This is a genomic window from Persicobacter sp. CCB-QB2 (assembly GCF_001274635.1).
GTDB lineage: Bacteria > Bacteroidota > Bacteroidia > Cytophagales > Cyclobacteriaceae > Persicobacter > Persicobacter diffluens.
In genome coordinates this window covers 1,132,357-1,144,199 of sequence record NZ_LBGV01000001.1, presented here as the reverse complement: position 1 = coordinate 1,144,199, position 11,843 = coordinate 1,132,357, and the positions used below count along the sequence as shown (strand labels likewise).

The window sequence follows — 11,843 nt, the reverse complement described above, 5'->3', positions numbered from 1 at the left end:
TTACAAGAGTCTGAAAGCTTTTAACTTTCTTCATTCCCAGCATGGGGTGCTGTGGGAGGAATGTTTTTTTGGGGCTTAACCTTAGACTTAAAGGAATATTGATAATTCACATTATCTGAAGCGTTATAAAAAAAGGGAACTTCCTTAGTTTCAAACAGATCCTTAGGCGCTGGATCTACCTCTGAATGTACTACCTGTGTAGGAATACTTCCATCCAACATTCTGACCGGCACATTCCGATAGTGAATGGCGGCCACAATACCTGCAAAAGAACCTAATAAATGACTTTCCCAGGAAACGGAAGGGTCTGTAGGCAACACCCCATAAACCATCCCTCCATATAGAAAAAAGACGGATAAAGAAATAGCAACAGATTTCGAATCTTTTCTCAGCAAACCCGAAAAAAACATAAAAGCCACTAAGCCATACACCACCCCACTGGCCCCAATATGGTAGGCACTACGCGCAATCATCCAAACCCAAAGACCTGTCACCAGATAAATCCAGATGAAAACCTGTTTGGCGATTTGCTCATAAAAATAAAAAAGGCCAATACCCAAAACCAGTAAGGGAAAAGTATTGGATAACAAATGCATAAATCCACCATGCACTAATGGAGAGGTAATAACCCCAATAGAACCATTCAGTGTTCTGGGTAAAATACCCAAAAAGCCCAAGTCCAGACCCATTATCCATTCAAAAATCCGAACTACCCACAATAGAGAAACGAAGCCAAATGTATATATCAGGCTTTTGTAAAATATTTTGGATTCTTGCTCGATCATGGATTCGTATTTATTTACAATTCTATTTAATAAACTGTAATCATTCCTGAAAGGATTCTCCCAAAGGGACAAAACAAAAAGATTTTATATAAATGACTTAAAAAGTACATTCTACCCCCCATTCTGGTCTGACTTATGCCAAATATTCGTACTCCAGTCCTCTTGCCGCTCAAAGGCGGGAAAAGGGCTTTTTTATTAAAAGCTGGATCGACAATTCAATTCATTTTATTTATAAATCAATCTTTAAACCGAGTTATTCACCGCTAAATTCATCAACCCACCTCAGACTACTCATTTTCAACACAATAAGAGTTCACTTCCTAATTTATTGACTATCCAAATTTGAGCAAGCTTGCTTTTGCTTCATTCTTCAGCTTCGTTGATAAAAAAGGAAGCAAAAATCAAGGCGATGATCAATTCCGGGAAGTCACCAAACCTGCTTCCGTAATCCATCAAGACGATATTTGACGATGGGAGCTAATAGAAGAAAATATTGATAGGATAATTCTCTTCGGCAGCAGCGTCATTGGTTTTTCACCAATTGACCAAGACCCGACTGTTGATAAAAATAGATTTTGCCTTATAAAGTCAATACCGTAAAAAAAACCGTAGCCTGACTATTAACAAGCAGTCAAACCAAAAAGAACCTCTTATGGAACTGGATCTTACTAAGATCTCTTCATTTGAATGTTTTAGGAAAAGCCGTGAAATTGAGAAAAATGAAAAAATTTTACCTACCTCTAATTTTTCCTAACAAAGCCGATGATTGAAGAGAAAGAATCGTCCCGCAAATTTAAACGGTTAAAAAATCAGCAAAACCAATCACCACACCCTCACAATAGACGATTTAGTATTTACTACATCTGAGCCTATTAATTCGGCTTAAAAATAAATTTCCTGAGCCAAACGGTAAGTATTCGCATGCGCATTAACAATGGTGGATACATTCTCGGAATAGCCGCCGCCCATGGAAATCATGACAGGCAAACTTCTTTGAAAACAATTTTGCAACACCATGGCATCCCGACGCCGACAGCCCTCCATGCTTAAGGCCAGTCGGCCTAATTTATCAGAGGCCAAAACATCCACCCCGGATTGAAAAAAGACAAATTCCGGTTGAAAAGTATCCAGTACCTCCGATAATTTTTCCTCCAGCAATGCTAAGTAGGCGGCATCTTCCATTCCGTCGGGGCATGCCACATCCAGATCTGACTTTTCCTTATGCATCGGATAATTCTTTTCGCCATGCATGGAAAAAGTAAAGACCCTATCTTCATTTTGAAAAATTTCCGCTGTGCCATTTCCCTGGTGCACATCCAGGTCCAGAATTAATACCCGAGTGAATCCTTTCTCCTGAATAAGGTATTGAGCCGCGATCGCCTGATCATTTAAGAGGCAAAAGCCCTCTCCCCGGTCTGAATAAGCATGGTGCGTTCCTCCGGCAATATTCATGGCCAGGCCGTAGTTCAGAGCAAATTCCGTGGCTTGTACCGTACCGGCAGCCAGTAAAAACTCTCGCTCTACCATTTCTTTGCTCCATGGAAATCCGGAACGACGAATTTCGGCCTTGCTTAGTTTTCCGGAGACCAATCGCTCCAAATAATCAGCCTGATGCGTTTGACTAATCCATGGGCTAGCATCTATTTCAGGAACAAAAAAATTCTCTTCTTTTACCGTTCCTTCATACAACAACTGCTGGGGAAGCAATTCATATTTGGCCATGGGAAACCGGTGACCTTCCGGAAGTGGCAAAATAAAAGATTGATCAAAGGCAATTTTGAGCATATTATTCCCAAAGCGGGTATTTGTTGAGCTGAACACTTTCTCCAAAAAACAAGGCTGAACTCATTTCAAAAGACTGGGTATAATCCGACACCATGAAATAATCCTGACGAGCCGGCTTCTGATTCCTTAGAAGCCCCTGTTCAAGTAATTTATCCTTAATAGCGGCTGCCACAATCGCCGGGGAATCTATCACATCCACCTTCCCTTTATAAAAGTCCTCCACTTCATCCTTGATCAAAGGATAGTGAGTACAACCCAGAATCAAAGAACGAATGTCCGCCAACTCTTTTTGGCTCAGGTATTCATTAATCACCGAGCGAGAAATCTGATTATGGTGAAAGCCTTCTTCAATCATACCCGCCAATAAAGGAGTCGCCAATGATTTCAGACTAACTCCTTTTTGGAAATGGTGTATTCGCTGGCGATAAATATTGGAGGAAATCGTTTGGCGCGTACCGATAAGCCCTACGGTTTGATCCGGATAATGCTCTACTACATAATCCACCACCGGGTCAATCACATTCATCACCACCGCTTTCGAGCCTACATACTCCTTCACCAAATCAAAAGCCGCGGCAGAGGCAGAATTACAGGCAATCACGATCATTTTACAGGACATGCTCAACAACACATTGCAAATCTTAATGGCATAAGCCTGCAGGGCCGCCGTAGACTTTTCCCCATAGGGCAAATGTGCTGTATCCCCGAAATAAACAATACGCTCCTGAGGCAACACTTCTTTGATCGCCTTGGCCACTGTCAGCCCTCCGATACCAGAATCAAAAATGCCAATTGGTTGGTTTTTATTATCCATTACGCCATTAAATCAGAACGCCAGGCTTTCGCTTCCTCCAAAGCTTTCAGCAAAGCATTCATTTCAATATCAAAACCACATTTAAAGTGTCCTTTCGGACATTTTTTATGCCCGTGAACGCCACAAGGTCGACACTCCAAAGGCTTTTCCACCTCTACGATGCGATTAAAATCCGCCAAGGGCCCGTAACCAAAAGCCGGAACGGTAGAACAATAAATCGCCACCGTCGGGGCATTCATGGCTGAACATAAATGCATGGGGGCTGAATCATTCACATAATTCAACAAAGCATCTTTCATCAATGCCGCCGATGCTAACAAAGGTAAAGCACCTGCCAGGTTCACAATATGGGGATGCCTAGCCTGATTTTTTAATTGCTCACAAACGTCTTTATCCGAAGGAGCTCCTAAAAGATAAATCGTCAGATCTGCAGGCATTTTATCCATCAATTCCACCCAACGCTCCGCAGGAAACTGCTTGGTAAACCAAACGCTGGTAGGCGCCATACAAACATAATCGCTGTTTTTATAAGGTGCTACTTTTTCGTAATCCTCCTTAGTGGGATACAGCTTAGGCTGATTTTTTTCATCATCAGTAAAAGCTGCTAACAAAGCCTGATTCCGTTCTACTTCATGTATATAATAGTCCGAGTCCATACTGGAAAAGTGGTGTTCCCCTTTCACATCAAATGCCCGGGACAATGGATTCTTTTTAAAACCAATGATTTCCTTTGCACCGGATGCGGCCGCCATCAAGCCCGAGGAGAAAAAGCGCTGGAAATTAATCACCTTATCGTATTTTTCTGCCCTGATCTCACTGATCAAACGTCGCATTTCTTTGAATTTCCCACCTTTCTTATCGAAAACGTATACTTTTTTTAAGAAAGGGTGATCTTTCACCAAGCCTTCATTGCCTTTTCTTACTAAAAAATCGATTTGTGCGTGGGGATAATATAGATGCAATTTTTCCAATGCAGCCGTGGTGAGAATGACATCTCCTATAAATGCGGACTGCATGACCAAAAATTTGGGATTTTTCTGATTCATGGCGTCAAATATACAGGAAATTTCTGATCAATCAGGTTAGGAAATAAAAATCCCGATGTGAAAACAAAAAACTTCCGCAACTCGAATATTATGATAGAACAATAATCAAACAAACATTATCAACACCATAACCATTCAATTTCATGGAAGATTTACCAGAATTCGAAAGAAAGTATGCGGATTATTTATCCGAGAAAGATCTGAAAAAAATCAAAGCGCTGGAAAAAGAAACAGGCAAAACGCTTTTGGCCTACTATACCCCTCCAAAACCCGCCCAGTTAACCGATGAGGAATTGAAAAAAGTGCAAAACTTGGAAAAAAAATTGTGCGTCCGAATCGTTGCATACGATTACCACACTTCCTGACTTGTGCGATACAATAAAAAGGGCGACCAAATTGGTCGCCTTTAGTATATTCTTTTACTTTACTATTATAACTTAAATTTGCTCGAATCGCTGCAATAATTCCGGGCCTAACCAAGCATCTGTAGCCGCATAAAATTTTTGCCCCTGACTCAAGGGATACTTCTCCCAATTTGAAGTTTGTTGTGTTTTCGAAATCCTAACGCCCATCAGAATACCCGCTAAATTTCTTGCTCCGGTTTGCTGAAAACCTTTCTCCTTCGCCACTTCCGCCAAATCCACAAAACCCTGAGGTTCAAAATCGGCATATTCCTGCAAACCTCTGATATCATCTAAGAGCGCAATTCCTACTTTCAAGTGATCCGCACTACTCATCAACCATTGTAATTCAATCGGAAAACCTGTTTTATGAAGATGAATCAAATAGGCGGTTTTGGGTGTAGACAATTGCAATAATGCCACACTATTGGAAAACCCCTTTTGGGTTGATGGTCGCGTCTCAGTATCGAAACCTATACGATGATATTGCGCTAAATCTTTTACGGCTTCCATTAATGCTTCCCGACTGGACACCGTCACGATTTCCCCTTCGTATCGGCACAATGGCAATTCATTAACTTCCTCTTTCGAAATTTTTTTCTCTCCGTTTAGATATGCGCTGAAATCAATCATTGTTTTGGCTTAGATGTTTACAATTAATTGATTTCAAACACCTTGCCAAAATGGAGTATTTCTTTCACACCACCTCCTGCCCCTCTAACAAAAAAGAAAAATTGATTTTTTTGAGTTGGCCTGTTAAACCTTTTAACTTTGAACGCATCCAAGGTAAAATCATTTTTTATATCCCATTGAAAGAAGAAACACTCCTCTATCACCTTAAATCTGAGCAAGGCAACCTGCGAGAGCTGGGCTTTCGCAAGTTGGTGGAAAATTACCAGGAAAGGGTGTATTGGCACATCAGAAAAATGGTGGTGGATCATGAGGATGCGGATGACCTTACGCAGGAAACATTTGTAAAGGTTTTCCGGAATTTTGACCAATTCCGTGGAGATGCCGCCCTTTTTACCTGGATTTATAGAATTGCCAGTAATGAATGCCTCAACTTTTTACGCAAAAAGAAAAAGCGCCACTTTCTGCCCTGGATGGAGGCGGAAAATGAGCTTATTCAAAAAATAGATCACAGCAACACCTTTAATGGAGATGAAATTCAGAGGATCTTGCATAAGGCTATATTAGGACTTCCACCGCAACAACAGTTGGTATTCAATATGAAATATTTTGAGGATTTGAAATATGAAGACATTGCACGCATTACCGAAAAAAGCGTGGGCGCCTGCAAAGCGAACTACCATCATGCGGTAAAAAAAATTGAAGCCCAACTGGACAAGCATTAAACCATTGGTGGTCAAAAACATCAAAACAATAAAGACATTATGAAACTTTCAGATATTCCCAAAGAGAACCCCTACTCCACTCCGGATGGGTATTTTAATCAATTAGCGGAAAAAATTGATCAGCGCATTCATCAGCAGGAAAAACCCTCCCTATTGGATTATCCTGCCATCAGGGTGGCGGCTTCCATCAGCATTGCCGCAACGCTGGCCCTGCTGATCAGCTGGCCTTTTGGTCACCAGCGACTGACAACACCCGAATTCTCCCCAGAAGAAGTTTATGCTTATCTGCGAGAAGAAAATCAGCCCCTTGGGCTGGATATTGAAGAACAGGAATTGATCCATTCCCTACCCATGGAGGAGCAGGATCTGAAAATGAAAATCACGGAGGAGGATTTACAATATGAAATCGATTACTTTCACTATACCAATGACATTTTTTAAAATGAAACGTCAATTTATAACCAATAGCATCAAAACGATTTTCGTTTTAATGTTCTGTAGCACGATACAGCTGAGCTTTGCCCAGGGTAATAACCGGGAGAAAATACACAATTATAAAGTGGCTTATTTTACGGAACAGCTTGACCTGAGCAGTCAGGATGCAGAAGTCTTTTGGCCTGTTTATAATAAAATGAATAAGGAAGCCGAAACTTTGCGCAGACAAATGCGCCGACTGGTGGAGGACATTAAGGCGGGCAATTATGCCGGCAAAGAAGAACAGGGCTTGCAGGAAGTATTTGAGCTAAAAGCCAGGGAAGTGGATATTCAAAAAAAATACCTGAGCGAAATGGTTGAAGCTTTAGACGCCGGCATTGCCCTGCAAGTACCCATACTGGAGGCGGAATTCAGAAGAAAATTATTGAAGAATGCAGAAAACCGTAAAAGAGGCGGAAGCCGCAACAAGTAAAACTTGATCAGCGGTGCCCATATGCTTAAATTGGGCGCCTATGGAAAAAGTCAAATCCCATATTAGTCTTTCCCAATTCAATCAGGAAATCAAATCTGTATTGCAACGCAGCATGGCGCCCAGCTATTGGGTCGTAGCAGAAATTGCCGAAATGCGGATACACGGTGCCGGACACTGTTATTTGAATCTGGTAGAAAAAAAGGGATCGCAATTTTTAGCTCAGATTCGGGCTACCATCTGGGCGTATACCTTTCGCAATCTAAGCGCCTGGTTTAAAACACACACCGGCTCTGATTTAGCCAATGGCATGAAAGTGCTGGTGAAGTTAGAAGTACAGTTTCACGAGGTTTATGGCATCTCTGCCAATATTCTGGATCTGGACCCCAACTATACGCTTGGAGAAAGGGCCAGAAAACGTAAGGAAACCATTGATCAGCTACAGGCCGATGGTATTTTTGATTTAAATAAAGAACACCTGTTGCCCACTGTTCCGCAACGCATTGCCATTATCAGTGCGGAAAATGCGGCCGGCTTCGGGGATTTCAGAAATCAGATCAAAAATAACATTTACGGCTACTCCATCACGGGCAGACTCTTCCCTTCGGTGATGCAGGGACAAAACGCTCCGGAAAGTATCATTAAGGCATTAATGAGCATTTATGACCGGGTGGAGGAATTCGATGTGGTGGTGATCATCCGTGGTGGTGGAGCACAAACGGATCTGGATTGTTTCGACGATTACGATCTTTGTGCACACATTGCCCAATTCCCATTACCCATACTCACCGGTATTGGCCATGAGCGGGATGAAACCATCGCTGATTTGGTGGCCCATACCAAACTGAAGACTCCGACAGCAGTAGCAGAATTCCTGATTGAAGGCTTCCGAAGCTATGAAGAAAATGTGCTCAATCTGGTTAATACCATCAGCCAGAATGCGGGGCAACGCCTTCAACAGGACAAGGACAAGCTCCAATTTCTAAGTAATAAGTTGCAGATTTCAGCAACGGGACATATTAGGGCACAAGAAAAGTATCTGGAGCAATTATACCGCATCATTCCACAAAAAGCAGGCTTAAGCCTACAAAGGGAAAATCTGGTACTGGAAGGATTGAAGGATCGATTGCTAAAAGCCCCAAAACGCATAGTGGATAAAGAGCAGCAAAAATTAGAATGGTTACAAAAAAACATTCAGTTACTGGATCCGAAACAACTATTGAAGCGCGGCTATTCTATGACCACCTTTGGTGGAAAAGTACTCTCTGAGCAAAATAAACCAGAGAAAGGTGATGTCATTCAAACCCGAACAGCCAATTATACCATTGAAAGTACAGTGAATTAAAATATGGAAACACAAAGCTATAAATCAGCCCTGGAAGAACTGGAAGGGATTGTCCAGAAAATGGAACAAGAAAATCCGGAAGTCGATGAATTGGCCGGCATGGTAGAACGAGCGGCCACCCTCTTAAAATTTTGCCAGTCCAAGCTTAGAGGCTCTGAAGAAAAATTGAATAAGGCGTTGGAAAAATTGAATGAAGATCCGGAAGAGGGTTGACATTTCTCCAATTAAACCATCACCTCACAAAATTCTGAGGACAAAAAAAAGGCGAAATGCGGGATAACTCCACATTTCGCCTTTTTCTCGTTTAAGCTTTAATATTTACAAAATAATACCAGCCATTGTTCCGGTCATCAAACAAGCCAAGGAAGCCGCTAATAAAGCCAACAAACCCAATTTTGACAGGTTTGCTTGCTGAGATGGCGCTAATGCCCCAATACCTCCTACCTGAATCGCAATGGAGGAGAAGTTGGAAAATCCGCACAAGGCATAAGTGGAAATAATAATCGCACGGGAGCTTAAGTCTCCAGCGGCCTTCAACTCCGACAAATTACTATAAGCAACAAATTCATTAATGGCCGTTTTTTGTCCTAATAAAGAACCTACCAATAAAGACTCACTCCATTCCACCCCCATAATATAGGCAAATACGCGAAAAACCTGACCGAATAAATATTCTAAAGAAAGTCCTTCAAAAGCACCACTAGTACTTTCTTTAATCATCATATTCAAAGAAATCCACACATCTTCATCTGAAGTATAACCGATCCATTCTCCTAAAAGATCGGTGAACATGTAATTGATCGCTGCTATAATTGCAATAAAAGACAACAACATCGCCCCTACATTCATCGCCAGGCCTAAACCATCTGAAGTCCCTCTGGAAACGGCATCGATGATATTCACCCCCACAGATTCCGGATTTACTTTCATTTCCGTATCAATCTGATCATGATGCTCTTCAGGAAATAAAATTTTTGCCATAACGACAGCTGCTGGTGCATTCATTACTGAGGCCGAAAGTAAGTAGGAAGCGAATCTTGCCTGCTCGACCGGATCAGAACCTCCCAAAAACTTCACATAACCCGCTAAAACACCACCTGCAATAGTCGCCATTCCTCCGGTCATTAAACACATCAACTCAGATTTGGTCATTCCGGCAATGAAAGGCTTCACCAATAAAGGTGCTTCTGTCTGCCCTAAGAAAATATTACCAGCAACGGATAAACTCTCCGCACCGGAAAGGCGCATAGTCTTCTTCATCACCCAGGCCAATACCCAGACAATCTTTTGAAGAATCCCTAAATAATACAAACCAGTGGAAACCGCAGAGAAAAATACGATGGTGGTCAGTACTTGAAAAACGAAGATAAAACCAGAACTGTCTACATCTGCCAAGGGACCAAAAAGGAAACCCGCTCCTGCTTCAGTAAAACCAAGGAAGGTCACGAAACCTTCACTAACAGACTCAAAGCCACTTTTCACAAAAGGCACTTGGGTGATTAACACCCCAATCACAATTTGCAATAATATCCCTGATCCTACTAGTCGCCAATCAATCGCTTTTCGATTACGTGAAAAAGCAACCGCCACTCCGAGAATGATCAGTACACCAACGAAACCCCGTACAATTTCCATCAAATAATATAATTTTTCGGCAAAGGTAATTTATTCTATGGCACAAAAAAAGCCTACTACAGAATAGTAGGCTTTTTCTAAGAACTTTTTAATTAAAATCATTGTCGCTTATTAATCTCGTCGCGAATTTCAGCAGCTTTTTCATAATCCTCATCCATAATGGCCTTCTCCAGCATTTCATTTAGCTTGGCTAAAGAAGTATTTTTCAATTTGGAGGAACCACCGCTACTTCTGGAAACACTTCCGGAGCTTGGTGGTACCGGATCTGCTTTACTGGTAGGATTATCTGCCGGTGCAAAAGAAGACAGGTCCTCCGCCTTTTCAGCGGGCTTACCTTCGTCCTCTTCTTCATCAGTCAGTACAATTCCTGCTTCTCCTAAAATACGCTCATAGGTATAAATAGGGGCTGAAAATCGCAAGCCAATCGCTATGGCATCCGAAGGACGCGCATCAATCTCGATATTTTTCAAGCCATCATTGCAGACAATCTTGGCGTAAAACACCCCTTCCCGCAAATCAGAAATCAGAATTTCCACCACCGTAAAATTAAACGCATAACCGATTGATTTAAACAAATCATGCGTCATCGGACGGTTAGGAATAATTTTTTCAATTTCAATGGCTATGGCCTGCGCCTCAAACATACCAATAATGATGGGCAACCTTCGGTTACCACTTTCTTCTCCCAAAACCAGGGCAAAAGAACCTGACTGGGACTGGCTGGAGGAAAGACCTAAGATGTCGAGTTTGATTTTATCCAAAATAATCTAGCTTTTGACCGCCTTTATCGCTTCAGTAAGCTTAGGGAGTACTTCAAATGCATCACCAACGATACCGTAATCTGCCGCTTTGAAAAATGGCGCTTCCGGATCCTTGTTAATGACTACAATACATTTTGACGAGTTTACCCCTGCAAGATGCTGAATTGCACCCGAAATACCAACAGCAATGTACAAATTAGGGCTTACTTTTATTCCTGTTTGTCCAACATGTTCGTGATGAGGACGCCAATCCATGTCGGATACCGGCTTGCTACAGCCTGTAGCGGCTCCTAAACTACTGGCTAAATCCTCAATAATCCCCCAATTCTCCGGGCCTTTCAATCCTCGCCCACCGCTAACCACAATTTCTGCTTCGGGAAGTAAAACATCCCCCTCCTGCTTGTGAGTTTCCAATACTTTTAATACAAAATCTCCATCAGAAAGGCTTACTGCTACCTCTTCTACCACGGCTTCTCCTCCATCGGCCTTCAACTCTACGGCATTTTTCTTCACCACCAATACCCGTTTATCCGCCTCTACATTCAGGGTTTCAAAAGCTTTTCCGGTGAAAATTCCGCGTTTCACCTTGAACTGCCCACCTTCAACCACCGGCAATTCAATCACATTGGACACGATGGCTGCGCCTGCTTTTACCGCCGCTCTGGCGCCCGCGGGGGTTGCTAAGGCCGATTGCGCCAACACCAAAGTGGTGGCACCGGTTTGCTCCAACACCTGCGAAATCGCAGAGGCATAAGCCATAATACTCGGCGTGTTTAATCTTTCTTCCTTGGCATGTAGGATTTTACTCGCTCCCGCCATGCCTAAAGCGCCCAATTGGGAATCTTCCACCAGCCCTAATACTAAAGCGGTAACCGTGCTTCCTTCCTGCTTGGCAATTCCGGCACCAAAGGAAACGGCCTCCAATGAGCTTTTCTTTATATTTCCGTTATCTGATTCTATAAATACTAATACAGACATAATAATTGATTCTAATTTGAAGTTTGGGTTGTTA

General features: G+C 42.3%; 14 protein-coding genes. 6 read left to right on the top strand and 8 right to left on the bottom strand.

Annotation, left to right across the window (positions count from 1 at the left end):
* Nucleotides 1-20: 20 nt before the first annotated feature.
* The 4 genes from NG22_RS05180 to NG22_RS05165 all read right to left on the bottom strand — a co-directional run bounded on the left by NG22_RS05180 (nucleotide 21) and on the right by NG22_RS05165 (nucleotide 4,430).
* Entirely contained in the window at nucleotides 21-785 is a 765-nt protein-coding gene (locus NG22_RS05180) for a rhomboid family intramembrane serine protease (protein WP_082305126.1), read from the bottom strand.
* 882 nt (nucleotides 786-1,667) lie between these two features.
* Nucleotides 1,668-2,570 carry a histone deacetylase gene (locus tag NG22_RS05175; RefSeq protein WP_053404737.1) on the bottom strand — a complete coding sequence of 301 codons (903 nt, stop codon included), beginning with the start codon at nucleotides 2,568-2,570 and terminating at the stop codon, nucleotides 1,668-1,670.
* A gap of 1 nt (nucleotide 2,571) precedes the next feature.
* Complete coding sequence (murI, locus tag NG22_RS05170) at nucleotides 2,572-3,384, bottom strand: glutamate racemase (RefSeq protein ID WP_053404736.1); 813 nt, start codon at nucleotides 3,382-3,384, stop codon at nucleotides 2,572-2,574.
* Nucleotides 3,384-4,430, bottom strand: coding sequence for a glycosyltransferase family 9 protein (locus NG22_RS05165; RefSeq protein WP_053404735.1), 1,047 nt, complete (start codon nucleotides 4,428-4,430; stop codon nucleotides 3,384-3,386). The genes murI and NG22_RS05165 overlap by 1 nt, the downstream gene beginning before the upstream one ends.
* 143 nt (nucleotides 4,431-4,573) lie before the next feature.
* On the opposite strand from NG22_RS05165, the gene NG22_RS05160 reads away from it, so the two are divergent.
* Nucleotides 4,574-4,795: a hypothetical protein gene (locus NG22_RS05160; RefSeq protein WP_053404734.1), complete on the top strand. Its 222-nt coding sequence runs from the start codon at nucleotides 4,574-4,576 to the stop codon at nucleotides 4,793-4,795.
* Between the two features lie 72 nt (nucleotides 4,796-4,867).
* Here the strand turns inward: NG22_RS05160 and NG22_RS05155 are convergent, their stop codons facing one another.
* Complete coding sequence (locus NG22_RS05155; RefSeq protein ID WP_053404733.1) at nucleotides 4,868-5,464, bottom strand: 3'-5' exonuclease; 597 nt, start codon at nucleotides 5,462-5,464, stop codon at nucleotides 4,868-4,870.
* Nucleotides 5,465-5,514: 50 nt separating this feature from the next.
* Here NG22_RS05155 and NG22_RS05150 point away from each other — a divergent pair, with 50 nt between their 5' ends.
* The 5 genes from NG22_RS05150 to xseB are packed head-to-tail and all read left to right on the top strand — an operon-like array spanning nucleotide 5,515 to nucleotide 8,648.
* Nucleotides 5,515-6,186, top strand: a complete 672-nt coding sequence (locus tag NG22_RS05150) for an RNA polymerase sigma factor (RefSeq protein ID WP_082305125.1) — start codon at nucleotides 5,515-5,517, stop codon at nucleotides 6,184-6,186.
* A gap of 39 nt (nucleotides 6,187-6,225) precedes the next feature.
* On the top strand, nucleotides 6,226-6,627 hold the full coding sequence (locus tag NG22_RS05145; RefSeq protein ID WP_053404732.1) for a hypothetical protein: 402 nt from the start codon (nucleotides 6,226-6,228) through the stop codon (nucleotides 6,625-6,627).
* A 49-nt stretch (nucleotides 6,628-6,676) separates the two neighbouring features.
* Nucleotides 6,677-7,093: a hypothetical protein gene (locus tag NG22_RS05140; RefSeq protein ID WP_172674328.1), complete on the top strand. Its 417-nt coding sequence runs from the start codon at nucleotides 6,677-6,679 to the stop codon at nucleotides 7,091-7,093.
* Nucleotides 7,094-7,133: 40 nt separating this feature from the next.
* On the top strand, nucleotides 7,134-8,435 hold the full coding sequence (gene xseA, locus NG22_RS05135) for an exodeoxyribonuclease VII large subunit (RefSeq protein ID WP_053404730.1): 1,302 nt from the start codon (nucleotides 7,134-7,136) through the stop codon (nucleotides 8,433-8,435).
* Between the two features lie 3 nt (nucleotides 8,436-8,438).
* Nucleotides 8,439-8,648: an exodeoxyribonuclease VII small subunit gene (xseB, locus tag NG22_RS05130; RefSeq protein ID WP_053404729.1), complete on the top strand. Its 210-nt coding sequence runs from the start codon at nucleotides 8,439-8,441 to the stop codon at nucleotides 8,646-8,648.
* A gap of 105 nt (nucleotides 8,649-8,753) precedes the next feature.
* Here the strand turns inward: xseB and NG22_RS05125 are convergent, their stop codons facing one another.
* The 3 genes from NG22_RS05125 to NG22_RS05115 all read right to left on the bottom strand — a co-directional run bounded on the left by NG22_RS05125 (nucleotide 8,754) and on the right by NG22_RS05115 (nucleotide 11,809).
* On the bottom strand, nucleotides 8,754-10,070 hold the full coding sequence (locus tag NG22_RS05125) for a NupC/NupG family nucleoside CNT transporter (protein ID WP_053404728.1): 1,317 nt from the start codon (nucleotides 10,068-10,070) through the stop codon (nucleotides 8,754-8,756).
* Between the two features lie 98 nt (nucleotides 10,071-10,168).
* Nucleotides 10,169-10,831, bottom strand: coding sequence for a bifunctional nuclease family protein (locus NG22_RS05120; RefSeq protein ID WP_053404727.1), 663 nt, complete (start codon nucleotides 10,829-10,831; stop codon nucleotides 10,169-10,171).
* A gap of 6 nt (nucleotides 10,832-10,837) precedes the next feature.
* On the bottom strand, nucleotides 10,838-11,809 hold the full coding sequence (locus NG22_RS05115; RefSeq protein ID WP_053404726.1) for an electron transfer flavoprotein subunit alpha/FixB family protein: 972 nt from the start codon (nucleotides 11,807-11,809) through the stop codon (nucleotides 10,838-10,840).
* Nucleotides 11,810-11,843 lie beyond the last annotated feature (34 nt).

What these genes read in the sequence shown, in the direction of transcription:
- NG22_RS05180 (WP_082305126.1), bottom strand. Translation starts at nt 785, where the DNA reads ATGATCGAGCAAGAATCCAAAATATTTTACAAAAGCCTGATATATACA.
- NG22_RS05175 (WP_053404737.1), bottom strand. Translation starts at nt 2,570, where the DNA reads ATGCTCAAAATTGCCTTTGATCAATCTTTTATTTTGCCACTTCCGGAA.
- murI (WP_053404736.1), bottom strand. Translation starts at nt 3,384, where the DNA reads ATGGATAATAAAAACCAACCAATTGGCATTTTTGATTCTGGTATCGGA.
- NG22_RS05165 (WP_053404735.1), bottom strand. Translation starts at nt 4,430, where the DNA reads ATGAATCAGAAAAATCCCAAATTTTTGGTCATGCAGTCCGCATTTATA.
- NG22_RS05160 (WP_053404734.1), top strand. Translation starts at nt 4,574, where the DNA reads ATGGAAGATTTACCAGAATTCGAAAGAAAGTATGCGGATTATTTATCC.
- NG22_RS05155 (WP_053404733.1), bottom strand. Translation starts at nt 5,464, where the DNA reads ATGATTGATTTCAGCGCATATCTAAACGGAGAGAAAAAAATTTCGAAA.
- NG22_RS05150 (WP_082305125.1), top strand. Translation starts at nt 5,515, where the DNA reads ATGGAGTATTTCTTTCACACCACCTCCTGCCCCTCTAACAAAAAAGAA.
- NG22_RS05145 (WP_053404732.1), top strand. Translation starts at nt 6,226, where the DNA reads ATGAAACTTTCAGATATTCCCAAAGAGAACCCCTACTCCACTCCGGAT.
- NG22_RS05140 (WP_172674328.1), top strand. Translation starts at nt 6,677, where the DNA reads ATGTTCTGTAGCACGATACAGCTGAGCTTTGCCCAGGGTAATAACCGG.
- xseA (WP_053404730.1), top strand. Translation starts at nt 7,134, where the DNA reads ATGGAAAAAGTCAAATCCCATATTAGTCTTTCCCAATTCAATCAGGAA.
- xseB (WP_053404729.1), top strand. Translation starts at nt 8,439, where the DNA reads ATGGAAACACAAAGCTATAAATCAGCCCTGGAAGAACTGGAAGGGATT.
- NG22_RS05125 (WP_053404728.1), bottom strand. Translation starts at nt 10,070, where the DNA reads ATGGAAATTGTACGGGGTTTCGTTGGTGTACTGATCATTCTCGGAGTG.
- NG22_RS05115 (WP_053404726.1), bottom strand. Translation starts at nt 11,809, where the DNA reads ATGTCTGTATTAGTATTTATAGAATCAGATAACGGAAATATAAAGAAA.